The sequence below is a fragment of the Paenibacillus sp. FSL K6-3182 genome (genome assembly GCF_037976325.1).
Taxonomy (GTDB): domain Bacteria; phylum Bacillota; class Bacilli; order Paenibacillales; family Paenibacillaceae; genus Pristimantibacillus.
Genome location: NZ_CP150265.1, coordinates 5751604 through 5777998 on the forward strand (window position 1 = coordinate 5751604; position 26395 = coordinate 5777998).

At 45.2% G+C, this 26395-nt stretch carries 25 protein-coding genes; 5 read left to right on the top strand and 20 right to left on the bottom strand.

Translation table 11 applies throughout. The features are described from left to right. Window positions 1–82 precede the first annotated feature (82 nt). From MHH56_RS25315 to MHH56_RS25340, 6 genes are read right to left on the bottom strand one after another with little or no spacing between them, the layout of a single operon-like run. Entirely contained in the window at window positions 83–913 is an 831-nt protein-coding gene (locus MHH56_RS25315; protein WP_339204423.1) for a metallophosphoesterase, read from the bottom strand. A gap of 27 nt (window positions 914–940) precedes the next feature. Next, window positions 941–1282, bottom strand: coding sequence for a multidrug efflux SMR transporter (locus tag MHH56_RS25320; protein WP_339204424.1), 342 nt, complete (start codon window positions 1280–1282; stop codon window positions 941–943). Further along, on the bottom strand, window positions 1272–2066 hold the full coding sequence (locus tag MHH56_RS25325) for an HAD family hydrolase (protein ID WP_339204425.1): 795 nt from the start codon (window positions 2064–2066) through the stop codon (window positions 1272–1274). Before MHH56_RS25325 ends, MHH56_RS25320 begins: the two co-directional genes overlap by 11 nt. Window positions 2067–2080: 14 nt before the next feature. After that, a complete protein-coding gene (locus MHH56_RS25330; protein ID WP_339204426.1) occupies window positions 2081–3427 on the bottom strand; it encodes an extracellular solute-binding protein in 1347 nt (448 codons plus the stop codon). 53 nt (window positions 3428–3480) lie between these two features. Beyond that, window positions 3481–4323: a carbohydrate ABC transporter permease gene (locus tag MHH56_RS25335; protein ID WP_339204427.1), complete on the bottom strand. Its 843-nt coding sequence runs from the start codon at window positions 4321–4323 to the stop codon at window positions 3481–3483. Between the two features lie 31 nt (window positions 4324–4354). Next, window positions 4355–5239, bottom strand: a complete 885-nt coding sequence (locus tag MHH56_RS25340; protein ID WP_339204428.1) for a sugar ABC transporter permease — start codon at window positions 5237–5239, stop codon at window positions 4355–4357. Between the two features lie 323 nt (window positions 5240–5562). On the opposite strand from MHH56_RS25340, the gene MHH56_RS25345 reads away from it, so the two are divergent. Continuing rightward, on the top strand, window positions 5563–6039 hold the full coding sequence (locus tag MHH56_RS25345) for a transcriptional regulator (protein ID WP_339209729.1): 477 nt from the start codon (window positions 5563–5565) through the stop codon (window positions 6037–6039). 159 nt (window positions 6040–6198) lie between these two features. On the opposite strand, the gene MHH56_RS25350 is transcribed toward MHH56_RS25345, so the two are convergent. From MHH56_RS25350 to MHH56_RS25365, 4 genes are all read right to left on the bottom strand, one after another. Continuing rightward, window positions 6199–6870 (bottom strand): YheC/YheD family protein, encoded by a 672-nt coding sequence (locus MHH56_RS25350; protein WP_339204429.1) that lies wholly within the window; start codon window positions 6868–6870, stop codon window positions 6199–6201. Window positions 6871–6949: 79 nt separating this feature from the next. Then, window positions 6950–7537 carry an NAD(P)H-dependent oxidoreductase gene (locus MHH56_RS25355; protein ID WP_339204430.1) on the bottom strand — a complete coding sequence of 196 codons (588 nt, stop codon included), beginning with the start codon at window positions 7535–7537 and terminating at the stop codon, window positions 6950–6952. An 86-nt stretch (window positions 7538–7623) separates the two neighbouring features. Beyond that, the gene (locus MHH56_RS25360) at window positions 7624–8235 is read right to left on the bottom strand and encodes a TetR/AcrR family transcriptional regulator (protein ID WP_339204431.1); all 612 of its coding nucleotides are present in this window, start codon (window positions 8233–8235) and stop codon (window positions 7624–7626) included. Window positions 8236–8440: 205 nt separating this feature from the next. Continuing rightward, window positions 8441–10609, bottom strand: a complete 2169-nt coding sequence (locus MHH56_RS25365; protein ID WP_339209730.1) for a DNA topoisomerase III — start codon at window positions 10607–10609, stop codon at window positions 8441–8443. Between the two features lie 281 nt (window positions 10610–10890). Between MHH56_RS25365 and MHH56_RS25370 the strand changes: the two genes are divergently transcribed. Next, the gene (locus MHH56_RS25370; protein ID WP_339204432.1) at window positions 10891–12039 is read left to right on the top strand and encodes a metallophosphoesterase; all 1149 of its coding nucleotides are present in this window, start codon (window positions 10891–10893) and stop codon (window positions 12037–12039) included. A gap of 159 nt (window positions 12040–12198) precedes the next feature. Here MHH56_RS25370 and MHH56_RS25375 read toward each other — a convergent pair whose 3' ends face one another. Beyond that, window positions 12199–13083 carry a hypothetical protein gene (locus MHH56_RS25375; RefSeq protein WP_339204434.1) on the bottom strand — a complete coding sequence of 295 codons (885 nt, stop codon included), beginning with the start codon at window positions 13081–13083 and terminating at the stop codon, window positions 12199–12201. Window positions 13084–13110: 27 nt separating this feature from the next. Continuing rightward, entirely contained in the window at window positions 13111–13473 is a 363-nt protein-coding gene (locus MHH56_RS25380; RefSeq protein ID WP_339204435.1) for an iron chelate uptake ABC transporter family permease subunit, read from the bottom strand. Between the two features lie 370 nt (window positions 13474–13843). Here MHH56_RS25380 and MHH56_RS25385 point away from each other — a divergent pair, with 370 nt between their 5' ends. Next, on the top strand, window positions 13844–14593 hold the full coding sequence (locus MHH56_RS25385; RefSeq protein WP_076267549.1) for an MBL fold metallo-hydrolase: 750 nt from the start codon (window positions 13844–13846) through the stop codon (window positions 14591–14593). 61 nt (window positions 14594–14654) lie between these two features. Here MHH56_RS25385 and uvrA read toward each other — a convergent pair whose 3' ends face one another. Continuing rightward, entirely contained in the window at window positions 14655–17168 is a 2514-nt protein-coding gene (gene uvrA / locus MHH56_RS25390) for an excinuclease ABC subunit UvrA (RefSeq protein WP_339204436.1), read from the bottom strand. Between the two features lie 207 nt (window positions 17169–17375). Between uvrA and MHH56_RS25395 the strand changes: the two genes are divergently transcribed. Beyond that, on the top strand, window positions 17376–18077 hold the full coding sequence (locus MHH56_RS25395; protein ID WP_339209731.1) for a MerR family transcriptional regulator: 702 nt from the start codon (window positions 17376–17378) through the stop codon (window positions 18075–18077). Window positions 18078–18080: 3 nt separating this feature from the next. On the opposite strand, the gene MHH56_RS25400 is transcribed toward MHH56_RS25395, so the two are convergent. The 3 genes from MHH56_RS25400 to MHH56_RS25410 form a co-directional block, all read right to left on the bottom strand. Beyond that, the gene (locus MHH56_RS25400; RefSeq protein WP_339209732.1) at window positions 18081–18410 is read right to left on the bottom strand and encodes a protein tyrosine phosphatase; all 330 of its coding nucleotides are present in this window, start codon (window positions 18408–18410) and stop codon (window positions 18081–18083) included. Between the two features lie 29 nt (window positions 18411–18439). Further along, entirely contained in the window at window positions 18440–19549 is a 1110-nt protein-coding gene (locus tag MHH56_RS25405; RefSeq protein WP_339204437.1) for a hypothetical protein, read from the bottom strand. Window positions 19550–19633: 84 nt separating this feature from the next. Then, window positions 19634–20833 carry a saccharopine dehydrogenase NADP-binding domain-containing protein gene (locus tag MHH56_RS25410; protein WP_339204438.1) on the bottom strand — a complete coding sequence of 400 codons (1200 nt, stop codon included), beginning with the start codon at window positions 20831–20833 and terminating at the stop codon, window positions 19634–19636. A gap of 103 nt (window positions 20834–20936) precedes the next feature. Here MHH56_RS25410 and MHH56_RS25415 point away from each other — a divergent pair, with 103 nt between their 5' ends. Beyond that, complete coding sequence (locus MHH56_RS25415; RefSeq protein WP_339204440.1) at window positions 20937–22007, top strand: helix-turn-helix transcriptional regulator; 1071 nt, start codon at window positions 20937–20939, stop codon at window positions 22005–22007. Window positions 22008–22441: 434 nt separating this feature from the next. On the opposite strand, the gene MHH56_RS25420 is transcribed toward MHH56_RS25415, so the two are convergent. The 4 genes from MHH56_RS25420 to MHH56_RS25435 all read right to left on the bottom strand — a co-directional run bounded on the left by MHH56_RS25420 (window position 22442) and on the right by MHH56_RS25435 (window position 26391). Beyond that, window positions 22442–22858 (bottom strand): VOC family protein, encoded by a 417-nt coding sequence (locus MHH56_RS25420; protein WP_076267544.1) that lies wholly within the window; start codon window positions 22856–22858, stop codon window positions 22442–22444. A gap of 144 nt (window positions 22859–23002) precedes the next feature. Continuing rightward, entirely contained in the window at window positions 23003–23308 is a 306-nt protein-coding gene (locus MHH56_RS25425; protein WP_339204441.1) for a hypothetical protein, read from the bottom strand. 164 nt (window positions 23309–23472) lie between these two features. Continuing rightward, entirely contained in the window at window positions 23473–25545 is a 2073-nt protein-coding gene (locus MHH56_RS25430; protein WP_339204442.1) for a glycoside hydrolase family 43 protein, read from the bottom strand. 39 nt (window positions 25546–25584) lie between these two features. Further along, window positions 25585–26391, bottom strand: a complete 807-nt coding sequence (locus MHH56_RS25435) for a carbohydrate ABC transporter permease (RefSeq protein WP_339204443.1) — start codon at window positions 26389–26391, stop codon at window positions 25585–25587. Window positions 26392–26395 lie beyond the last annotated feature (4 nt).

Below are 26395 nucleotides of genomic sequence, written 5' to 3' on the forward strand. Positions count from 1 at the left end.
AACCTCTCCCTATTTCCTACACTAGCCCACATACAATCACATAAAAAAAGCCCCAATGGGGGCTCATATGAGAAATGATTCCTTACCAATTAAATTCATATTGCTCATTTTCGATCCATGAGGAAGTCGTATAGTCTCTGCCGCGCACAATAATCTTATTTGCGTACACATCAACCTGATAACCTTGGCTGCCCTCTTTGTACTCATCCTCATTCGTCCATAAATAAGCGACAGATGCCGTATTAAATATGGTCGCCGTTTCACCTTTTCCTTCAAAGCAGGTATGTCCAGCTTCCAGCTCCCAATGGGTATGTCCGTTAAACATGATTGTCTGAGGATGCTTTTTCAGTATTGCTTTCAATTCTTTGTCCTGAGTTACACCATACCAGCCCTGCTCCTCGAGCGAGCCGGCAACCGTATCCTTCAGCGGCTGATGCAGGAACAAAAATACCGGCTTTGATGCTGATGCCTGCTCACCAAGACGCTCATCAAGCCAGTCAAGCTGCTCTGTACTCAAATAGGCGAAATCCTTTAATCCTTGCTCCGAGCCAAGAAAAATAAAATGATAGCCCTCCAGCCATCTATCATAATATGGGCCTTTCATGCCGGTGCTAGATTCATAGAGTTTAAGCTGACTGCTCCATTCACCTAAAAAAATATCATGATTGCCATACGTAAGCAGCATCTCTGGCAGTCCTGCTTTGTTTGCTTCCCAAATGCGGGTAAACTCCTCATATTCAGGTCGGAGTCCATGATCCGTCACATCTCCAACATGCATTATGCCTATACTGTTAGAAGCATGTGCCGCAATATCAAGAAGCGCTTGCTCGAAATGCTTATTGTGAATATGATCCCGGTCATTCGTAACATGGGTGTCCGTAATGACTTGAAAACTAATAATTGGAGATAGCATTTTATTCCTCTCCCTTTCTGCTTGCATTTAATGGTTTTTTACACTCATATTCAAGCCCACTACTCCAACAACGATAACAGCGATCCAGAGCAATGAGGTAATAGGCAGCTTTTCATGAAAAATCGTAACGCTGACAATCGTAATGAGAATAATGCCAATACCTGACCAGATCGCATAAGCAACACTCACATTCATATAAGATAGAGCGAAGTTTAGCATCGTGAAGCTGACACCATAAAATAAAAACATGAGTATAGAGGGCCAAAATCGTGAAAAGCCCGCTGAATATTTCATTGAAACGGTTCCCGACAGCTCTAATACGATAGCGAGAAGAAGAAATGTCCATCCCCAGCCCATTTCACTCTTCATTCACTCGTCTCCTACTCGTTAGCTCGCTATAAGAAGCAATAACTTCATCTGCATTAGGAAGCGTCTTGTGGACGCGAGATCCTTCGGCAACATCTGCGATACCAACTTTTACGCAAGCTCCAGCCGCAAGTCCCATCCGCATATCTCCATTAGTGTCGCCTATAATCGCAGCCTCCGAACAATCAATTCCAAGCTTCTGGCAGGCCAACTGCATCATATCCGGAAACGGCTTGCCTCGCTCAACCAAATCAGTGCCGATTACGACATCAAAATAATTGCGAATTCCAAGCCACTCCAAATGTTTATTTGCAGCCTCCGTTTCATCAGCAGTGACAACGCCAAGTCTAATGCCATGCTCTCTGCAGCTATCCAGAAAATCAATGCTTCCAGGCAGCGGGAGAGCTGGGCGCGAGAGCTCCAGCTCAATATCCGCTTGCTTCTTGCAATGCTGAACAAGCTCCATCGCTTCGGCCCACGATACGCCTTGGCTGTACAACTGCCAAGCAAGCACTGCATACAAGTCATTCATCGTGCCCATAGCAAGCGGGCCATTTCGATCATAATCGATGATCATGTTGTCAGCATCATGTTTCGTGCCCCAAAGGCTAGGAATTCGATCAAGCTGAAAAGGAATTCCACGGTGCTCTAGCTGATTCTTTAGCTCAATGAATATGAACTCGCTCCAGCTGCCCCACATCCCGATGAAATCCAGCAGCGTTCCATCCTTGTCAAACAAGATACCTGACACCTTGTATGCTCGATTATTTATCATTAAGTCAGGCATATTCGCCATTCCTCCTATTTTAATCTGTCGAGCTCCTTCTGTGCTGCTTCCTTCGCTTCCTTGAGCGCTTTCTCGGCAGAAACATTTCCGATTTGCACTTTATCAGCTGCAATCTTAAGCGCATCGTTTATTTTGCCGCCTGTCGGGTCCTGGAATGGCGCAGATGCATGAGCTGCCTGCATAAGCGGCACTTTAATTTGAGGGTTTTTCTGGCTGAATGCTTTGTATTCCTCGTCCTCAAGTGCGGATGAGCGAACTGCGATATAGCCCGTACCAATCGACCATGATGCGGTATTTTTCGTTTCAGAGAAGAACGTAAGCCATTTGTATGCCGCCTCTTTTTGTTCTTCACTAACGCCAGCTGGAATGCCTGCCATAATTGCACTTGCAACAGGTTTGCCTGCACCTATGCCGTCCCAGCCCGGTTGCTCCATTGCCCCAACGATATTGAAATCAAGATCACCTTGATCGCCGCTTGAGCCCGTATAGCCTGCAGCTTGTCCCTTCATAACATCGTCGATCGTTTTGTACCAATATTCCCATCCTTGGCCGCCGGAGTGGATCGTCATCACTTTATCTTCATGAATCCATTTGCGGAATATCTCCCATGTCTCTACCCATTCCGGAGAGTCAATCATCACGGTTTTGCCATCATCACTTAGAACGGTTCCGCCTTTGCCTAATACTGCATCCATCATATTTTCCATGCCCCACATCGGCTCCCAGCCGTAGAAGCTTGTTTTTCCATTCGCTTTAATCGCCATCTTCGACGCCGAAGCAGCTAAGCTTTCCCATGTCTTAAAATCTTCTGTTGTAAGTCCGTTCTTCTCAAGTGCGTCCTTGCGATAATACATGACCTGCGTCGTGCCATACATCGGTAGGAAATATTGTTTGCCGTCCAGCTGTCCTTGCTCAAGAAATGTTTGTACAAAGTCTTCTTTATTGAAAGAAGAGTCAGCACCAATTAATTCGCTCATGTCAGCGAATAATCCTTTTTTTGCCCAGTTCATATTAGAGGAAAGAACTGCAGCAGGCGCTTGCTTCGCTGCAATCGCAGCTTGAAGCTTCTGCTCGGTTTCGGAGTAATCCGCTTGGGCGATCCCTTTCACGATTACCTCCTGCTGCGAGTTGTTGAATAAGTCGATTTTTTCCTTCATCGTTTCGCCAAGCTTGCCGCCAAGCCCATACCAGAACTCAATCGTAACTGGCTCTTTAGGAGCAGGAGCTTCGTTTGCCTCATTGGTTGGATCTGCATTAGCTCCATTATTCGTTTTCGTATTTCCTGCTGTTTGTCCACATGCTGCCAGTACCGCAAAACTGGTTACCATCATCAGAGCTAACCCTTGCTTCATTTTCAACATTGTAATTGATTCCTCCACTCGATTTGTATAAAACAACAAGCAATGCCTATTTTCTACCCTTTGTTCACGCCAACTGACATATTGAAGCTTTTCATAATCGTCTTCTGCGCAAAAAGAAACAGCACAAGCAGCGGGATAATCGTAAAAGAACTTGCCGCCATAATAAGCGGCCACTTCAAGCCATAGGCTCCTCCTTCCACAAAGAAGCTTCTAAGGCCGGCCGAGACTAGCTGCAGATTCGGATTTTTCGTGATCAGCATCGGCCAAAAATAGTTATTATAATGTTCAATGAACGTGATAAGAGCGAGCACAATGAAGGATGAACGCGTCACCGGAATAAGAATCGACCATAAAATCCGCATTGATGACGCACCATCGATTTGCCCTGCTTCTACCAGTTCATGCGACACCTGTAAAAAAGCTTGTCTGATTAAAAAAATGGAAAAGACGCTGACGCAGTTGGATAAAATAAGGCCAGCATAGGAATCGAGCAGGTGGAGCTTGGCCAAAATCATATAGCTCGGCAAGTACACCGCTGTGCTAGGAATCATATAACCAAGCATTATGATTGCTGTGATGGCTTTCTTCAATCGAAATCGCATATGCGTCAAAGCATAAGCCATCATCGCAGAATTCAGTGCCTGCAGCAGAACGATGACTGAAGCTACGAGAATGCTATTCGTTAAATACCGCCAGAAAGGCGCTTCTAGCCAAGCCGCCAAAAAATTGCTCCACTGAGGAGAACTTGGCCAGAAGGTGGGCGGGAATTGCCATATTTCATCATTTGTTTTGAGCGCGCTTGTAATCATCCAATAGAATGGAAAGGCCATAACGGCACTGAAGAGCAGCAATAACAAATGCCTGATCGTACGTTGAAAAACATTTTGAGCTTGCATAACAATATTTCTCCTCTCCATCGGTTGACGATTATGGGCTGTAATGAACGGTTTTACGGCTGATGGCAAAGGATACGATCGACAGCACCATACAGATAGCTACGAGCACAACCGCCACAGAGGAAGCTTCTCCGATATCAAACGACTCAAAAGCCGATTGATAATACATATATAGAAGCGTTCTTGTTGAACCGGCCGGGCCACCCTGCGTTAACACGTTAATTTGGTCATAAGCTTGCAGCGCCGATATCGTTTGTACAATAAAAAGAAAAAAGGTCGTTGGCGATATTAGCGGAATCGTAATATATCGAAGCTTGCTCCAGCTTCCCGCCCCGTCCAGCTCTCCAGCCTGCAACAGCTCTCGCGGCAAATTTTGCAAGGCGACTAAGAAAAACACCATCGACCAGCCCATCAGCTTCCAGATGGTAACGATCAGCACCCCTGCAAGTGCCCATCTCGTATCTTGAAGCCAGCCAATTCCGTCAAAGCCGAACCATCTCAGCACCGTATTGGCCATTCCTACTTTAGGCTCGAATATCCAAGACCATACAATAGATACAGCAACCGTTGGTGTAACCCAAGGAGAGAACAATAACGTCCGGTATATAACCGAGCCCTTCATCTTCCGGTTTAGCAACAACGCAAGCGTGAGTCCAAAAGCCATCACCGGAAGCACGCTTCCAAGACAAAAGAGGAGAGTTACGGCAAGCGATTGATAGAATGCTGAATTACTGAATAAATAAATATAGTTTTCAAAGCCTACAAATGTTTTAACGGGACTCATAAAATCCCAATCCGTAAAGCTCAAATAAAAAATAGTTCCCAGCGGGATCAACCAAAATACAATCAATGGAATCATAGCCGGCAGCGTGAACAATAGAGCCTTCCATTCCTTAGCCATATCGCGTTTTATCATCTCCTGGTTATCGTACAATTTTTCCTTAATGTTTGCTATAATTATCATTAATAACTCATTTTCACCTCTATTGTTCAAAAATTATTGTACACTCAGTGTAGAACAGCCACATTATCTGAACGTTAACGTCTGATAAAGATCTTGTAAAAGAGTTGTTTTCCTGAAAGATTCACTTTCATCTAATATTGTTGCTGTATAATGAATCATAAAATCTTAATCTTGTAGGTGATGTTGTGAAAAGAGCTTCCACCAGCGATCAGAATAGTTTGCCCACGACTCAGGAGCAAATAAGAGGAAAAATAATAGACGCTATTGCCCAGACGATGGACTTATATGGTGCTAATTATTCATTCGGACAGCTTTACGGCATCATGTTTTTTGAAGATAAACCAATGACACTTGAAGAAATGAAGCAGCAAATGAATATGAGCAAAAGCAATATGAGCTATGCCGTTCGATCCTTGATGGATTCAAAGATGATAATGAAATTGGATGAAAAACTGGAACGCAAAGATTTATATGTAGCGGAGACTGACTTTTTCCAAGCCTTCCAAAACTTCTTTGCAGCTAAGCTGCAGCGCGAAATCGATGTCATGCTCGGTGCAATAAATGAGGTTATTCCTCCGTTGTCTGAAATTATCTTAGATATTGATACGGAGGCTGAGGAGCGGCTCCTATGCCTAAAGGACTTGAACAAACTGCGCCATGGTATTGAGTATTACAGCTGGCTTCAGCAATTCGTCGACGGGCTTCGTAACGGAGAGTTTTTCCGCCAAAATGAGACCAAGCACGATCTTTAGCTATGATTAAAGCAAAAACGGCTTCGGCACCCTCTGGATGCTGAAGCCGCTTTGACGGAGAAATATAAGAGAAGTATGAGAATATAATCTACTTTCTTATATTGAACAAAAGGATGCTAAGAAGTGATTTCCACTTCTACGCATCCTTTTGTTTGCCTATTATTGCGGCCTTGTATTCACTTCAAATATCCATATTTTACCTTGTTTATCAATGCCGTAATCAAACCCTAGCTGGCCAATTCCGGGGTACTTGGCTTCAAGCACATTTGTCGATAATACGGTAAGCTCACGCATCTTCCGCTTCTTTTCCCCTACCTGTGCTGAAGATAGGGATCTGCTAATCCCGTCTGCTGCTGAAACCAATGTGCCGCCTCGGCATAAATTAGTTACGAACAGCCCTTTTCTAGCAATTCGCCCTACAATTGCACGATAGACCCAGCCGTTATCCGTCTTCACATATTTTACTCGGTAATCAATAGGCCTGCCGTCCACCGTTGCCAAATATATCCCTTTTTGAATAATATAAGCACGGCCTCTACGCTCATTGTTAAGCGATCCTACTAAACCCGCAAAACTAGCGAATCGTTTCGTCTGCGAATAATAAGTATAGGTATACCCATCACCGTCTCGCGTAACCTTAATAACGCCGTGTCCGCCAGCACCGACTACTGGCTTAACAACAACCATTTGATGTGTATCCAACATGCTTCTGAGGTTATTGGCCGTAAATCTCCGTGTTGGAGGAATATGCGGTGCGATGCTGGAATGAGAGAGCAGTATTGCCGTCTTAGCCCATTTGCTAGCTAATTGCCTACCCTGATTATCACCCAATGAAAACTATCCCCTTTCCTACCTCTTCATCCATAGCATATGACAGTACACTATCTGTCTCTTGGATGAATGACATAGGTTAGGAGCCTTTATTACCAAGCTTACCAACAATCGCTAGCCATTTGCCTCGTTTCGTATCCGTAGAACCTTTCACTGGACCAATATTCGTAATCCGTACTGGATTAATTCCACAAAATTGAAGTGTTGCTTTCTTCATTGCGCGATGCCCTGGCTGACCATATACAAAGCGGTTGTACCATACTGGCGTATCCAGTGTAACGATCAAGCGAGCTGTTTTGCCAGACAACAGCTTATCCCAAAATATAGAGCCTTCACGATATTTAAAAGCGAAACCTGGCAGCAGCACCCGATCCAAAAAACCTTTGAGCAAAGCCGGCAGCGTCCCCCACCAAGTCGGATAAATAAAGACGAGATGATCCGCCCACTTAATCGATGCTTGAGCTTCTAGCAAATCCGGTTCAAGCTCTGTACGCTTCGCATAGCCGAAGGCAAGATTAGGATTAAAGCTTAGCTCATGCAGATGTATGATTCGAACCTCTGCGCCGCCCTGCACCGCGCCGTCAGCATAAGCCTTTGCCAAAGAGCTGCAATAGCTGGTAGGGTTGGGATTTCCTTGAATGATAAGTATCTTTTTGTTTGAGCTCACTTTGGCTCCACCACCGTTTCAGTTACTAAAATAATTGTAAGAAATCTAATCATCGGTACTTATCCTTGTCGTGATTCTCTTTGACACTATTCAGAAGTTCCGTCTTGTAAAATGAACAGCATAAATGTATAAAAATCTTCTTTCTCGAATGCACGAGCTGGTGATGAAAGCGTGTCGGCTAACATAATGTTCCGAACGCACATGCCGTATGACAGCATTACGCCTTGCTCCGCAGCTTTACGCGCATCTACGGTTTGAGCAATGAGACCCTCTTTTTGTCCGCTTTCTATCCACTCTAGCAAGGTCGCTGTTGAACGCTCGTGAAATTGCTGCAGCACATTTGCAATACCTGGCTTATCCTTCTGACTAAGCAAATAAGTTAAGATTTGATTAGCTACACTATCCTTCTGCTGAAGCTGATCAAGCCCCTCAGTAATAGCAAGCAATGGAGCTGTAAGACTGCAGCTTTTCTCTATCGTTAGCAGGAAGGAATCATTAATGAGCTCTACTTGCGAAGCCAATATAAGTCCAAAAAGCTCCTCCTTGCTTTTTACATAATGATAGATGGCACCTTTGGACAATCCGGTACTAAGCATAATTTGCTGCAATGTGGTATGTCGGCAGCCTTTTTCCTGAATGAGCTGCTCTGCTGTTTCCAACAATAATTTATAACTCGCGTTTGCAGTGTAATCTACCATAAGCAGCCTCCTTTATTATTACTTGTTTATTATTAGTTGCAATCGACGATAACTTATATAGAAGGTCAGCAGACCGTCGGTCGGTTTGTTGATATCTTTATAATACATACCGCTGGTCGGTTTGTAAAGTGGTACTCTATTTTTTCTTTTCACAAAAAAAACCGGCAAGCAATCTATTTAGGATTGTTTGCCGGTTTTCATTAGTTTATTTACCTGATTGTTTCTCGAGTGCTGCCTTTAGCTTATCTGCCAAGCTATTGGACATTGACGTATTATCACTGTACTGTTCAATCAGTTTCTGGTTTTGCTTGCGATTCACTTTGCCGCTTTGCTTATCGCCAAGCATTTCGATGACATTGCATGGTTTGCATTGTGCAAATTTCCCTGCTTTGCCGTCTTTAATTTCCATTTTCTTATGGCATTGCGGGCAGCGCTTATTGGAGAGCGTTGGCTCTGCTGAACGGCGATAGCCGCATTCACGATCTGAGCAGACGAGCGATTTGCCTCGTTTTCCGTTAATTTCGAGCAACGGCTTCTCGCATTCAGGACAGCGTGAATGGGTCAAATTATGCGGTTTATATTCCTTCGTCTCAGCAATAACCTCAGAAACCCATTTCGCAGCCTGCTGTCTAACATTTTTCATAAAGGCAGCCGGGTCGCCTTTACCTTTCGCAATACGCTCCAACTCCTGCTCCCATTTTGCTGTTAAATCAGGACTTCTGAGCTCGTTTACTACGAGTTCAATCAGCTGCTTTCCTTTTCCCGTTGGCATCAGCTTGTTTTGCGTCCGAGTTATCGTATCTGTTCCGAGCAGTTTTTCAATAATATCAGCTCTTGTTGCCGGTGTTCCAAGACTGTGCTTCTCCATGCGAGTAAGCAGTGTCGCTTCTGTATAGCGTGCTGGCGGCATTGTGCGAAGCTCGCGCACCTTTTCCTGCTTCACAGGGAGCGATTGTCCGATGGATAGCGGCGGAAGCAGCTGAGCAGGCTGTCCGTCGGATTTCCCTTGACCTGATCCCGCTCCGTCGTCGTCATCATCATCTTGAACGGAAGAATAAGCATCTGATTGATAAATTTCCTTCCAGCCCTTTTCTTTCTCGATCTTCCCTTTTGCGTATAACATATCTTTGCCTACAGCAAGCACGACACTCGTCTCATCGTAACGATAAGGTCCATAAAATAATGAAATAAACCGTTTTACGATTAAATCATATAATCTGCGCTCATCATTGCTAAGAGCAGACAAGTTTACGAATTGTTCTGTAGGAATAATAGCATGATGGTCTGTTACTTTACTGTCATCTACAATCCGCTTCGTTATCGGAAGCTGCATTCTGACAAGCTTGCGAGCCAGCTGTGTGTATGGGCCAACAGCAGAGATACTCTCTAAACGACCCTTTAAGGTTGGAACCATATCGCTCGACAAATATCTGGAATCTGTACGCGGATATGTAACCAGCTTATGCTGCTCGTAAAGCTTCTGAAGCACGTTAGACGTTTGTTTGGCCGAGAAGCCCAGACGTTTATTGGCATCTCGCTGCAGCTCAGTAAGGTCATAGGCCTGAGGATGCGGCTCTGATTTCTCCAAGGTGCGAAGCTTGCTTACCTTTGCTGTTCCCTGCTTGATACGAGCGGCGATCGCATCAGCATCAGCACGGCTCCATACTCTTCCATCGTGTGCATCCTGCTCCCGCCAATGCGCAGAGAATGAGCCAAAATCAGCGGACACATTCCAATATGGCTGCGATTGAAACGATTGTATTTCTTGTTCCCGCTCCATCAGCATGGCAAGCGTTGGCGTTTGCACGCGTCCAGCTGCTAGCTGTGCGTTGTATTTGGTCGTTAATGCTCTCGTTACGTTTAATCCAATCAACCAATCCGCTTCTGCTCGGCAAACGGCCGAAGCATACAAATTGTTATAGTCCTTGCCTGGCTTTAAAGTGTTGAAGCCGTCCTTTATCGCTTTGTCCGTCTGAGATGAAATCCAAAGACGCTTAAACGGCTTGCGCCAATGAACAAGCTCCATAATCCAGCGAGCGACTAACTCGCCTTCTCGGCCAGCATCCGTAGCGATGATAAGCTCACTAATATCTTGCCGTTTACATAGCTGAGCTACTGTACGATATTGCTGTGATGTTTCTTTCATAATTTTTAAATTCATTTTTGGCGGAAGCAGCGGCAAATCTTCCAAATTCCAAGTTTTATATTTCGGATCGTAATCCTCAGGTTCAGCCAGTGTCACCAAATGTCCCAGCGCCCAAGTTACAACATATTTAGGGCCTTCCATGTAGCCTTTATGTTTCTGTCCGCAGCCGAGTACACGGGCTATTTCCTTCGCCACACTCGGTTTTTCTGCCAGTACAAGCGATTTCATTCGGATTATTCGCTCCATTCCATTTAGATGCCTCATTCGCATCAATCATTATGACGAAACGATACCATAGGCTCGCAGCCTGCGCAACGCCTGCAGCCTTAACTCCCAGCATGCTGTAAAACGTTTTTGCATCGATTTCGCATCCTTCCTATCGTATTGAAACACTTGGCGATTAGCAATCTATTCCTGCTATTCTTGTGAATTTTACTGCTATAATCTCGGTGTGATATAGTAGGTTCAGCTTATAAGAAAGCAGATTAAGAGCTAGGGAGCGTTGATGGATGAAGCTGCGTGTTGTTGCTATTGTTTTTGGTGTTTTGCTCTTATACAGCGGCATTTCCTTCTATATTGGCTGGAATGGGTGGCTGTTCTTATCTCATTTATTTCATTTCGAAAATGCGACAGTGTATACGATCATTGCTAGTGTCATTGCATTTTCGTACATTATCGGCCGGCTCGTTTACCGTGCGCCTTTTAAACCGGTTGCCGAGATATTGAAGCTGATTGGTTCCTACTGGTTTGCCGTATTGGAATACGCCGTAATCATTTTGCCGCCTGCCAATGTTGTTGCCCTTATCTTAAAAGCAGCTGGCGCTGAAAAATCAATCTATATTGTAGGTGTAGGCGGACTGACCTTGCTTATTATGGCTGTACTCCTTATCCGCGGTTCATGGAATGCATGGAGCCCAATTGTTCGAACCTATCACGTTCAAGTGCCAAAACCTGCTGGAAAATTGAAGAAATTGCGAATCGCCATGGCTTCTGATCTTCATTTGGGTACAATCGTAGGCAATCGGCATTTAGTTAGGCTGGTGAACAAGGTTGAAGAAATTAAGCCGGATCTTATCCTGCTTCCTGGTGATATTCTTGATGATGATATTGAGCCTTTTCTTCGCAAAAACATGTCAACTGAACTTGGCAAGCTCAAAGCGCCACTAGGCGTTTACGCCGTAACTGGAAATCACGAATACATTGGACGGAAAGTGCCGGAATTTATTGCGGCAATGGATGCAATCGGCATTCGTGTCCTTATGGACGAGACGGCGCTCATTGCTGACAGCTTCTATGTCATCGGTCGTAAAGATAAGGCGGCTGCGGGATTCAGCGGCAAAGGAAGGCTGCCTATTCAGGAGCTTGTCGCTCCTCTAGATCAATCCAGGCCGCTGATCATGCTCGATCATCAGCCTTCCGACATCGCAAGCGCAGCAGATAACGGCATCGACATCTCCGTATCCGGCCACACCCATCGCGGCCAGATGATGCCTAATCATCTGATTACGAGAAAGCTGTTTGAGCTCGATTGGGGTTATTTAAAAAAAGGCGGACTGCATGCCATCGTATCATCAGGCTTCGGAACTTGGGGACCACCGGTACGAATTGGCAGCCGGTCTGAGGTCATTCATATAGAGGTAGAATTCACAACCGTTTAAAAGGTTAACGAAAATAGCGGCAGCAATGATGTAAACCACTCTCATTTCCGGCTATCCAGCCTATGACGAGGGTATACACACAATTGCTGCCGCTATTTTTATATCTTTATTGTAGACTCCGTGTTGCGTCTATAACGGTGTGAATCCGCTAATTAACGATTAATCTACATCAGCTATTCGCCATTCAGCACCTTTTTCCTTGCTCTTATGGAACACATACACTGAACTTCCGCTGCTATCTTCATTATTTCTGATCTCCGAAACTTGAACGACAGCCTCAAACAACGACTTTTGCTCTTTTATAGCTATGGGTTGTTCGACCTTTATGCTTGTAATGGTGAATCCTGTAATCCCACTTGATCCTTCGCGTGACTTGCGTGCACTATCCGTGTACAAGTTTAAAAAATCATCCCATTTTTTCTCATGCAAATACTTTATTCGCAAATTAATTAGCTCGATAAGCGGCTTCTCTTCTTCCGTGAAAGCTGAGCTTTCCAAATACGCTGGCTCGAGTACTTCGTTATTCGGCGACTCAGACGACTGCATAGGAATGGGAGTGGAAGACTCGATTATAGGTGATGGCGACATGCTCTGCGTAATCTGCTGTTCTCCGTCTACTTGCTCGTCTGCTCCTTCTTTGCCAGAACCACTCACCGAATACGCATCTTCCAGCAAAGTCCAAATCTTCTTCGTGGATGATTTCCCTAATCGATAAAGCGTTCCAGTATCACCTGGCTTCATGAAATTCCCATGCTCGCTGCTCTTCGATATCCAAAGCAGGTAACGCGAGTCCCCTAAGATTACAGAATAGGGTGGTGCCGCGATATCGACCTTTCCCTTCATCTGCTTACCAAATCGGAATGCATATTCGAATGCTCGAATCGACTCTCGATCCTCCCACACCACTTGCGAGGTCGGCTCTGCCTGCTCGAAATCAAGCATGCGCTGAACGGTAACCTGATTCTCATTTACCCGAAACAAAAACATCAAAATTGCAGCAGCCACAACTACGACGCCAATCAGAATGATGTAACCACGCTTCAAATGCACACTTCCTTTCTCCAAAAAAATTCAACCATTGCTACCTGTTATTTCGTGTCCGATATAGTAAATAGATAAATCGAGTGCGATAACCATTATGACGAAGGTCCATGGTAAAAGGTTCCATACATAGGTCCAGCTTGTTCCACAAACTGTTCCGGTCACCCAAATATAGGAGAATCCGGAAGAATAGGCAGGAATAAACACAAGCATAAATGTAGTCATCGCCGACAATAAGAAAGCCACACCTATGCCGACTAATACGAGGGAAAAGGAATTTACACCTTTTTTCCAAGCAATCAAATAAACCATCATTCGGCAAATGATCATGGCCGAGCAGGACGCAAGAAAAAAGCTTGCTTCGGTTACAAAACAAGGAAAATGGGTAATCATAAGACTGCTGCCAATTAATTGTCGCCTTTATGGAAATAGTGAACATACCTTTACGTAGTATTCTACGATCGATTGCAGTTCCAATGTGATGAGCGTATCAACATCCCATTAGTAAAAACAATGCACTTAAGCACATTATCCCGATTCTAGAGAATGGGACCCTTGGGGCTCCATTGGGCGTGAATATATGATTCGTGAGATGAAACGTTATTTCATCAAAAACGCTACTATTGCATATTGACAAATAATTATTTTTGTGTTATAATATAACATTTTACTATTTACATACATTTTAACTACTGGTACGATGTTACTTGAAAAGAGCAACTCACCTGCAGCAAAAACTTCTAAACAGTAGCGGAGGGTTAAAATGAACATTGCAAGCGGCGTTAATATGATGCCAATATCAGCGGTCATGATGGGTCGAATGGAAACGATTTATCCCACTTTAATTTGGGATAACGACACCGTGATCTTAGTGGATACTGGCTATCCGGGGCAGCTGCCATTAATAAAGGAGCAAATGGAGCGTGCTGGACTTGCGTTTGAGCGTCTTAACAAAATCATTATTACCCATCAAGACCTTGACCACATTGGAAGCTTGCCTGCGATTTTGCAGGAATTGCCTCATAAGGCGGAGGTGCTTGCGGACAAAGTAGAAGCTCCTTACATTCAAGGTGAAGCACATTTGCTCAAAGTTACACCAGAATCGATTGAGCAAGCTGTCAAAGCCTTGCCGGCAGAGGTGCCTGAGGAATGGCGAGCCGCATTCAGGAAGACGCTTGAAAATCCGCCCAAAGCGAATGTCGATGTTATCATTACAGATGGGCAACAATTGCCGTATTGCGGAGGAATTATCGTCATTGGCACACCTGGGCATACGCCCGGACATCTTAGCCTTTATCATACTGCTAGCAAAACGTTAATTGCAGCTGATGCCTTGATCGTTGAAAACGACCAGTTGCTAGGACCGACACCACATTATTGCCTCGACCCGGATACCGCAAAAAAATCCATCAAAAAATTAACGCAATACGACATAAACACAGTCATCTGCTACCATGGCGGATTATATTCTGATCATGTGAATGAGCGGATTTTAGAGCTCGCTGCCGAATAGCGAATAAGGAGCTGCCAACGCAATCGACGTTGACAGCTCCACAGCTCCCTTTTATATATGTCTACAATCCGCCAGCCAGCGCTTTTTTCAAAAACTGTCCTGTATAGGAAGCAGCAATAGCCGCTACTTGCTCTGGCGTTCCTGCTGCGACAAGATTGCCGCCTGTTGCACCGCCTTCGGGCCCTATATCGATGACCCAATCGGATTCCCGGATAAGTTCCAAGCAATGCTCAACCAGAATGACCGTATTGCCGGCATCCACTAATTTATTGAGTAGAGCAAGCAGCCGTTCAACGTCCGCTAGATGCAAACCCGTTGTTGGCTCATCCAGCAAATAAAGGGTATGTTTGTTCGATCTCTTGTTCAGCTCCCTAGCCAGCTTAATGCGCTGACCCTCTCCACCCGACAATGTTTTTACCGACTGCCCCCATTGCAGATAACCTAACCCCACTTCACACAGCAGCTCGGTCATGCTCGCAATCTTTGCTTTATTTTTAAACACAGCTCGGCTCTCTTCAACCGTCATATTAAGCAAATCCGATATCGAATAACCCTCGTAGGTGACTCTCAGCACTTCATCTTTGAATCGTTTTCCTTTGCAAGCCGTGCAGCGAATTTCAAGATTAGGGAGAAAACTCATGTCTACCGATAATACGCCAAGTCCTTGGCAAGTCTCGCAGCGTCCCCCTGGTGTATTAAATGAAAAATGCTTCGAGGTAAGCTGATTGCGCTTCGCCTCTGGCAGCCCTGCATATAAATTTCGCAGCTGTGTAAATACTTCTGTATAAGTCGCAATATTTGAGCGCTGCATACGGCCTAATGGTGACTGATCGACCGTAATTTGATTTCCGATATGCTCAAAGCCCGCAATGCTGTCGCAGCCTGCAATACGTGGTTTCCCCTGCCCTCCCTCCGCAAGCAAATCAAATAACAAGGTCGATTTGCCTGAGCCAGACACTCCCGTCACCGAGATGAGACAGCCAAGCGGAAAAGCAACGTCAAACCCTTTCAAATTACGAGCATGTGCATGGACAATCGACAGCTGTTTACCGTCGCCTGACCTTCTTGTCCGTACCGCCGCTGGCAAGCTTTCCTGACGCAAATAGGTACCTGTAACGGAACTCTCACTTGCGATCAGCTCCTCCAAGCTGCCTTCGCCAACGACGGTACCACCTAAATATCCTGCTCCTGGACCGATATCGATAATATGATCTGCAGCTCTCATGACCTCGATATCATGCTCAATAACGAGTACCGTGTTGCCCAAATCACGCAGCTGCATGAGAACGCGAAGCAAACCTGCTGTATCGCGCGGATGTAGACCTGTTGTTGGCTCATCCAATATATAGAGCACCCCAGTAAGTCCAGACCCAAGAAGTGACGCTAATCGCAGACGCTGAGCTTCCCCGCCTGAGAGGGAGACGGTCTGTCGATCCAGAGATAAATAACTAAGGCCAACATCGATGATTCTCTCCAAACGTATCGGCATATCAGTCATGACAGGCGCAAGCAGCGGCCGTCCCTGTGGAGGCACAGCATCCTGAAGCTGCTTGGTCCAAGAAAGCAAATCCTCCAATGACCAAGTGGATACTTCTGATATCGAAGCCCCTGCCACTAAAGCTGACCGGCTTTCTTTTTTTAGACGCATGCCCTTGCAATCCGTACACCCATCTTGCTTAAAATAATCGTTTTCCTTTTCTGCTGCCCCTTGCTCGCTTTCCTTCTCTTTATATCTTCTCCACATTCCAGTTACAATGCCTTCAAACTTGCCTTTTCCGACTGTTTTTGGCGGCGCAGCAAGAGGAAAATGTCTCATGAATGCATCGCTCTCCACGCCGTAATAAAGCAGATCACGCTGGATTTCCGTATAATCCTTTAATGGCAGGTCGAGATCAAATGTAAATCCATAATGGTCTCCTGCAGCCTTTAAAATGACAGCATAATATTCGAGTTGTACTTCGTACAAGTAAGTCACACAGCCGCTGCGGAAACTCAGCTCTTGATTGAATACCGCTTCTAAGTCAAGCGTGGCAACATGTCCTAACCCACTGCAGGTTTCGCAGGCTCCCTCCGGCTTATTGAAAGAAAAGTGAGCCATTCCGAGCTTCTCATGTTCCTTATCGCAGCCCGGGCATACGATCGTCTGGCGTCCCTCCTCTTCCTCTGCAGCTGCGATATCATTCTCTTCATCGAATACAGGCGGTATAGTTGTATCGCAGCTGCTGCATATACGGCTGCTAAGCCTGGAGTAGACAAAACGCAAATACGTATAAATATCTGTAACCGTACCCACCGTAGAACGCGGATTGCGATTGGTGACGTGCTGACCGATGCTGATGGAAGGAGAAAGTCCAGCTATCGATTCCACCTTCGGCTTGCTTATGGAATCCGACACCATCCCCATTGACTCCATATACTGCCTCTGACATTCCCTTTGCAGCGTGTCCATGGCAAGCGTTGATTTGCCGGAGCCTGAGGGCCCTGTCAACACAACCAATTTGTATTTGGGGATTGAGAGTGAAATGTTTTTCAAGTTATTTTCGCGTGCACCTGTAATGACTATCGTATCGTTCATGCATGTCCTCCTCATTGACAATAAATTTTTGGGGTAAGCAACGCTTCGCCTATTTAGAGCGCTTTTCCAGCATTTATTCCAGCATACTACATTGATGCAAGTGAGAAGGTTAGGCAAATAAACACCCTATTTAAACCCGTTTCGTTGACAAAAAGGTTCCCATGGTTGTTTAATGTTTTTAGAAAAGGTTCGGAGGTGTTTTTTGTGATGATTCGGCCGATCGACATTGCCAGGAGATTAAATATTAGTACGAACGCGTTGAGACACTACGAGGATTGGGGCATCATTCCGCCGGTTGAACGAGGGACAAACGGTTATCGCATATATACAGCAGAACACGTCGCTTACTTTGAGTGCATAAGAGCGATGAATGAAGGTTTTGGAATGACGCTTACCAAAGAAGTGATGATTAAACTGATCCATGGCGAGATTGATGAGGCGTTATGGCTTGTAAACAGCGCACAGGCAGAGCTTCACCGTGACAAAACGATCGCCGATAAAACGATTCTTGCGCTGGAGACCGATGAAATTCATTTGCTGCATAAAGCAAGGAAAAGAAAAGGGATGACCATTGGGGAAGTATCCGAGGCAACAACCATACCAAGTTCCGCTATTCGCCACTGGGAGAAGATGGGTCTCCTTGTTGTTAATCGCAACAAGGAAAATGGCTACCGCATCTTCAGTCCAGCAAACCTGCGTCAAATCTTAATTATTCGCACCTTCAAGGCGGCGGTATGGTCGCTTGAGATCATTCAGCAGGTGCTGAAAGAGGTAGACGATAACCAGGTAGAAAATGCGATAAAAATAGCGCGTGAATCGATGCAATTTCTAAATCGAGTCAATAGAAACCAACTGCTCGGAGCCCATTCTTTGTATAAGCTTCTGCTCGCCATTGAACAAAAACATTAATCATTAGCCCAGATCGCTGACATAGGAAGCTGCACTTGAGCGAAGCAGATCGATTAAATCCTCGTTCATGTATTCGAATTCATCTGGTATATGAAGACAAATTAACTGCTTGCCCGAAAGCTCATGGCCAAACTTGCTTTGCAGCCTTCGAATATGTTTTTTCTCCATTGCAAAAATATAATCAGCCCAGCCAATATGACCTGCTGTCACCTTAATCCGGGCATTCTCTTCCGTACCAGCGGACCTCACCTCATTACCGCCAACACCTTGAAAAATCGTTTCCGCAGTCAAGCTTCGCCACTTGTTTCTGCTGCATACAAACAGTAGGTTTATCGAGAACACACTCCTAATTCATTTTAATTTTATTGGTCAACCAGTTCAAGCAAATTACTCAGCTCATGATATAACTCCAGCTCCGACAATACGCGCTTGCAGCGTCTGAGCATCCGTCTGTCTTCCAAAATTAATTTCTTGTGCTGCGCATCACGAAGGAAAGCAAGCTTTCTCTCCGGGCTTGCCTCTTCAACCATTGCATCGAGCGCCCGCCTATCATCCCAATCAATAGAGAGCGGCCCTTCAGCGGTATAATCAACCTGACCCAAAAGCGGTACAACACCAATCGAATCCAGCGTTTGCATGCAAATCGCTTGCGCCCTTTCCTCACGTACACTTTGTATATACTGTTCCAAGTCAGTAATTTCACGCAGTCCAAAAAGCTCTTTCAGCCTTTGCAGCGCCGCTGAATGCTCATCCGCCAAGCTTTCTTTTTTCTGCTCTCGCAGCTTTTTAAAGAAATCATCAAATGTCGCAGGGTTATTATATAGTAGACTTCTATCTGTAATAATAAGACGAAGGAAATCCTTAATATTTTTGGCAACAAGCCATATTTCTGAATCAAAATCCATTGGCGATACGACAGCTATATAAGCTTGCTCCAAATCTTTGACAGCTCCGAAATCCGTTACAAAACAATAATGAATGCCATCACAACCAGAGCTGGCGAAAGGAATAAAATCGGGCGGCGTACATGGATAGCGGAGGTCATATTTTTGCATGATAAGCCCCAGCTCTAGATCCATTGTTATTCCGAGTTCAGTCTCAAGCTCGTACAGCTGATTAATCGCCTGCGGCACCTCATAGTTGCCATATTGCCGATGAACACGCGGCTTATCCCATTTTTGTTCCGTTTTGACGATCGGCCCAAACGATATTTCCGATGGCAAATTTGCCCTATCGATGCTGGCGTAGGCTTGAATGATATCCGGTACGTATTCACGAGTCAGTTTATGCCCAGACAGAATTTGGTACAGCTGCGTAAGGTCATCTTCTCCCCACGCCGACAAGCTCTCCAACGATATCCCGCCCTTATGACCGGATAAACGCAGAATAATCGCATCAAACTGTGCGCGGTTATCCTCCTTTACGAACGCATATTCTTCCAAAATGAAAGCAATCATCGAATGTTTATCCATGCTCAGCTCCATCTCCCTATCGTAAAACCGATTAAGTATTTTAGGCATTTAATGCTAATTATACCAAATGAACCAGCTGAAAAACTACATATTCATCCTAGTCCAGCTCTCGATATTGGAAATAGCAGCGATTGAAAGCTTGTTCTCGTCCTCTTTTAAACGCAGCTCAAGCTTTGTTTCATAGAGATCGAGCTCAAATAATTGCTCAATATGATAAACTCCTTTTGACAGATTCGAGCTGTATACAGCCATGGCAACCGCAATTGCCGTTTGTGCTGTAATTTCGGCCTCCTCTGTACCCTGCAGCCCATATTCGATTAACGTCTCCACTCCTGATTTAACACCGTAACCTGTGATCTTTACCGCGTAACGAGCAGAACCGACTCGAAGCTTACCGAGCAATTGAATCGCCAAACTTCTCATCGGTTTTAATCGCAGCAGACGATCGAATCCTAATCCCTTAAAGAGTGCTATCGTGCTGGTGACGATCCGCGAATCAAAGCATAACCTCGTAGAAACTGATGGTACGCCTAATGTATGAGGTAGTGTTTCTTGGTCGGAAAATGGGAAGCGATAGGCTGTTCGGACTTTTAAATCAGCGCCAAAATCTGTTTTAAGCCCTTCCGTAAAGCTGCTGACTCTTCGTGCGCTGCCTGATTCCGTAATATGAAATGACCGTGAGAGACTATCGACTGTCCATTCGATTGCTGCTTTGCCATGCGCGTCTCCAAGACCCAGCATAATGCCGATATCAATCCGTTGCACTTCATCCATCGACTGCACGGCCTTAAGCGCCAGCAGATTCGTCAGGCCTGGCGCCAGCCCGACGCTTAATACAGCGGTTCCTTGCTGATCGTTCACGCTTTTATTCAATTGCTCCATCGCTGCAAAAAAAGCACCATTCGCCGATACGTCTACATAGTCCGTCCCAGCGAGCAAACAAGCTTCCGCAAAGGCAGTGTCCATCTGATCCAAACACATCACAACAAGCTTTACTCGTTCAAGCTGTTGCTTCTTAAGCGGTTCTTTCACTGAAATGCGAAGCGGCTTTACCTTCCCGCCCCCGCTCTGGCAAAATTGCTCAGCTCGCGCTAGACTTCTGCCTGCCGCATACACGTTGCCTGGATAATGAATCGCAAGCTGATTGCATATTTTCCCGCCAACATGGCCGTAACCGCCTACTACAATGATGTCTGTTTTCATAGCTGTCCCCTTACCCTCTCTTAAATCAACATAGCCGTCTAATATATAAGCAGCAGCAAAGCTGTTCATCATCCCATCCATTATGTAAAATGAATTAAGAATTATTCTCAATTATAGTGGAGATAAAATAAACAACCATCCCATAAATGTGGGATTTCGAATACAGAAATAAAGGAGATTGCGTATGTCTTTAACTATAGATACGGTCAAGCAGCGATTAAATAAGTTGTCCGTTGCATCAATAACATCAAAGGCTTATCGCGAAGCGGCCTTATCCATCATCAGAGAAGCCGTGCCTTATGCTGGAGCCTGCTGCACTTCTGTTGATCCGATGACTCTGCTCTCGATCGGGGCGACAACAGATGAGGCTGTGGAGGCAATTCATCATCAATTATTTGAATATGAATATTTGCATGAGGATTACAACAGCTATGAGCAGTTAGCCCAGGCAGAAATGACAGCAGCCTCCTTAAGCGAAGCCACTGAGGGCCACTTGGGACGAAGCGGTCGTTACCAAGAGGTTCTGCTGCCTGCTGGATTCGGAGACGAGCTGCGTGCTGCTTTGCTTTGTGAGGGTTCATGCTGGGGATATTTGACGTTGTTCCGTAAGTCAGGAGAGCCTTTTTTCCTTGAGTCTGAAATTTTGTTTATCGTCGCTGTCGCTCCGATTTTAGCCAAAACATTAAAAAAATACGCTTTGGAGCTTCCGTCGACCGAGGGTGTTGCAGGCTTAGAGGAGCCTGGCTTCTTGGTGCTGTCCGAGCAGCTTCAATTCAATTCCTCCAATGATGCTGCCCGCCGCTGGCTTTCCGCCTTAAGAGGCTTAGAGCAAATAGAAGGCGATACACTGCCAAGACCAATCAGAGCTGTTTGCTCTCGGGCGCTGGCGAAGCCAGCCTCTTCTGCGGATGAAACAAAGTCAGCAAAAGTATGTATTCGGATGCCGAGCGGTCATTATTTATCCTTGCATGCGAGTAGGCTGGATGGAACAAATGGTTTGACCCAGCTTGCGGTATTTATCGAGCCGGCTAAACCATCCGATATTGTTCCGCTTATATCAGAAGCATACGCCCTTTCTTCTCGCGAGAAGGAGGTTATAGAGCGGATCATCAAAGCATTTTCAACTAAAGAAATTGCTGAATCTCTTCATATTTCTGCCTATACCGTTCAAGACCATTTAAAGTCGATTTTCACAAAAACGGGGGTAAACAGCCGGCGTGAGCTTTTATGGGAACTGTTTTCCCGTCATAACTAATAACCCGAGGTTGATGTCATCTTCAAGGGGGCTTACAAACTGAGAACGAGATGCTGGCTAACCCTCCTCAGATCACAGCTCTAACGAACTGTATCATGCTTATTGTGAACAAAATTCCATGTTTTGAATTTTAACGAACCCTATTAACGTTATAGCATGCTGTATTGGATGTTTTGAGCTGTTTTTCTCGAAATAATTACGCTGGAGTTCGCTACACTTTTATTTCAAGACAAATGGTTTAAATACGAGTTGCTGAGTTCGTTAACTGAAAATAGTGGTGCAATCCAAATGGTAGGTGAACGCAGCGCCAGCAGAGCAGCGCTTAGGGATTCACGCAGTCTAAGCTCGATTAACAAAACAAAGCAGGGGCTGTCCAAAACGCAGATAAATCTACGTTTAAGACAACCCCTGCATTACTTGCCTATTGCTCCAGATTACCCTTGTTCGATCACACTTGGGTCCATATACACTAGTTCCCATAGATGATTATTTATATCTTGAAAGCTCCAGTTATACATAAATCCATGGTCTATTGGATCTTTAGCAGGTTTACCGCCAGCTTCCAAAGCCTTATTCACAATCTCATCCACTTGCTCTTTGCTTTCGGCGGATAATGTCAGTATGACCTCAGCTGTTTTTGATGGATCTGCAATTTCTTTATCAATAAACGTTTGGAAGTACTGCTCAACCAGCAGCATAGCAAAAATATTAGGTCCGATGATCATACAGGTAGCTTTCTCATCCGTAAATTGGGGGTTGAACTCAAACCCTAATTTAGTAAAAAAATCGACTGTCTTATTTAGATCTTTAATCGGTAAATTCACAAAGATGTTTGCGGACTGAAAAGCCATAACCTATCACCTCTTAATTAGAATGCCCTGCATGTGAATCATCACTATCATAATAACCTATATTCTAGCTTTATTTCTAGTGAATGATAGTTTGACGATTGTTTTTTCATACCAATACACGCTCATTAATAAGCCGTTTCTTGCTTACTTCTCTGTTTTGCCTTCAAAAAACAAAGGACGCTTGCATTCATTAGTTCTCTCCAGCTTGTCAATTTCGACTCCGATTTCCTGAAGCCAAACCTCATCACCTGTCATGCTCGCCATATAGCCAAAATTATATTGTTCGGCAAGTCTTTGTGCGTACTTGGCATTCAATTTCATGCAGGCGTTTAGCTCTGAGCTTTCTTGCTCCGTTAAGCTCCGTTTCTCCTGCAGCAGCCACAGCTCAGCAAGGCGCCAATGAACATTCATCATATCGATCATTCCCATCGTTCTATTAATGACCTTCACCTCTATTCTTTCCCAGTCGTAGCCAAAATAATCTCCTTGCTATTAAAACTCACAAAAAATTAGTAGATTTGCTATAAAAAAAAAGAGTCCGTCCCTAAAGGTCGCTCGCGACCTAAAGAAACAGACTCACTATTTCAGTAATCCTTCATTACAACACTCACTTATTAAAGCATCGTATACCGCGTTTCACGGAACGAAGCTTCACCTGCGCCCACCAGACCAGGCAAGCCTGCAAGGCTGGATACAGCACCTGCAAATACGACTTGATCGTCCAGTCGAATGGTCAAGCAGCCGTTAACGACCGTACTCGAAAGCGTATGCCAGACTGTCCAATCGAAGTCTGCCGCATCTAAAGTAACGCTGGACAAAACAGATGCCTCTCCATCAATGCATGACGATACGGTTACCGAACTGGCGGTACGATTCAACACTGCTTGTACCGAGTTGCGCTCATCCGTATAAGCGGCATAGATGCCATATTCGGAACCACGCTTCACGAGAATATCGGTATCAAAACGGTAAGCTTCGCTTGAGGCAGCATCACCTAGTTTGTCCAATAACCAAGCTGTACGCAGCCCTTGCTTGCTGCGGCAGTGAAGCTCGCCGCCGCTGACACGGCAGATGCCATCACCGCTCGTCCGCTCAAGCTGCTCAGCAAATGCAGTGCTGCTCGCATCCGTTAACGCCAAATGGCGCGTTACCTCAAAACCTGCAAAGGAAGCTGCTGTATAGCGCGTTTGCAAACCTACGCTGCCGCTGGCAATCGGGAATCGCTTATCTATAACGGTAACCTCATCAAGCTGAATACAATAGTTGTCTCCCGTTTTCTCCACACGCAGCAAATGGTATACGGCGAAGTTAAAGCTCTCTGGCAAAGCATGCTCGATTGCTTCATGCTGAATGCCTTTATAGACGGCATGAGCGCGCAATACTCTTCGTCCGACATCCAATAAGACCGACACATAATTGCTTTCGTCCTGATATGCGGCATAAATGCCATATAAACCGCCGGTATGATCCTTCGACCATTTCACGCTTGCTTCAAGAACATAGTGGCTGTATGCAGACTTCGTGACCGCCCCGGCGATAACAGCACGGTTCATCTGAAGCGCTTCGCCATTTGCTCTTGTCCAGCTTCCCGCAGCTGCTTGCCACAACTCGCCTAGTCCTTCTTCACTACCGTCAAATAAATCACGGAATGTTGGCTGCGCCGGCGCTGTCTGCGGCGTATAAGTCGGGCCGGCAATATAGAGCCGATCACCGCTCCAAAGCAGAGGATCTGCTCGCATCGTCCGCTGCTCACGGTCCATGTCAAGAACATCGTCAGCATTCCGGCCGTGGTAAAACACCCATGAATCTACGTTGTTTGGAGCTCTCACCACGGAATTGTGGCCTACGCCCTCGACACCATCATTTTTGCGAAGAAGCGGCTCATATTGATCATCGGAAGGAAATTTGTTCCATTCCAGGCCATGAAGCGGCTGGCCTTTGCTGCCGTCTGCCACCGAATAACCTAAAAAATAATTCGGGCGTACATATGCATTTCCGCTGTACATCATATAGTGCCTAGTGCCGCGCTTCAAATAAAAAGCACCCTCAATCGTATGCCAGTCACGGTTGTCGCCAAACCGATTTTCCTCATAGATTTCCTCATCAATGGTAGGCAATACGACAATTTGCGGATCACCGGCTGGCGTAACCATATCCAGCATTTTATCGACCAAGATGACTGTGCCCGCACGATCACGATCTACGCCTGAATATTCATTATTGGAGTAAAACATATAATAATCGCCTTGCTCGTCCTTCACGACATGCGCATCCAATGAAAACGTGTCATAAAACGTTCGCACGTATTCGAATGGGCCTTCCGGCGTATCTGAAACAGCAACCATCAATCGCTCTTCATGCACATCATCCTCCGAAATCGGCATAGATGATACGTATAAGTAAAAGCGGCCATTCTCATATACAGTTGCTGGCGCCCAATATTCCTTATGCCCTTCCAGCTGAAATCCATAGCCTAAGTGCTCCCAGCTTACAAGATCACTGGAGCGCAGCACAACTACGCCAGCTTTCGCGGTTGCATAGGTATAATAACGACCGTTAAATTTCAAAAGGTAAGGATCGGGATGCACGAGCGTCAGCGGCTCCTGCTGCCCTGCGCCCGCTTCGATCTTCAGCGGATTCAAATACGATGCGCCGCCATGATGCGGCAGTCCGATGTTTTTAGCCATAATAATAGTCCTCCTCCAGCTTATCTAATAGCTCATTAATTAGCTTTTTACAGCACCTGCCGTTAAGCCTGATTTCATTGCATTCTGACCGAACATATAAACAATAATTGAAGGAATAGTCATCAAAATAAGCGCTGCATAAAGCTGTGCGACCATTTCTGGCGTCTGATTTGTTGTACCCGTAAAAAATTGCGTAGCCAGCGTAACGGTATACATCTCTTCATCACGAATGAGGAGCAGCGGAATGATATAGTCATTCCATGAGTAGATAAACGTAAGCACTGCAATATTAATAATAGCTGGAATGCCAAGCGGGATCATGATCGTTCTGTACATTCGGAAGGATGTGCAGCCATCAATCATGCCCGCTTCCAGAATCGCATTCGGAATGGAATCGAAATAGTTTTTGAGAATAAGAAGCATGAACGGTGCGTTGAATGCGACCAATGGCAAAATGACGCCAGAATAGCTATTCATAATGCCAAGTGTTTTTGCTGTAAAAAAGAGCGGTGACATGACCGCTGTCGCAGGAATAGCCAAGCAGGCAACCAGCGAATAAAACAGGACGTTTTTCATTTTGAATTGCATTTTTGAGAATGCATAAGCAGCCAGTGTAGCTAGCAAACCTACTGCGAGAGTTGTGCATACCGCGATAAAAAAGCTATTGAAAACGACTAGGAAATAATTGACCTTTGGGTGATTGATAACGGCAAGATAATTGCCAAACCCATTGATGCCGAGCGATTTAATGACGGATTGTACAAGCGGATACAACCAAACGACCGCAACTATGGCTAACACGGCTTGAATGATCCATTTATCTAATTTGCGTAAATTAATAAACATTTGA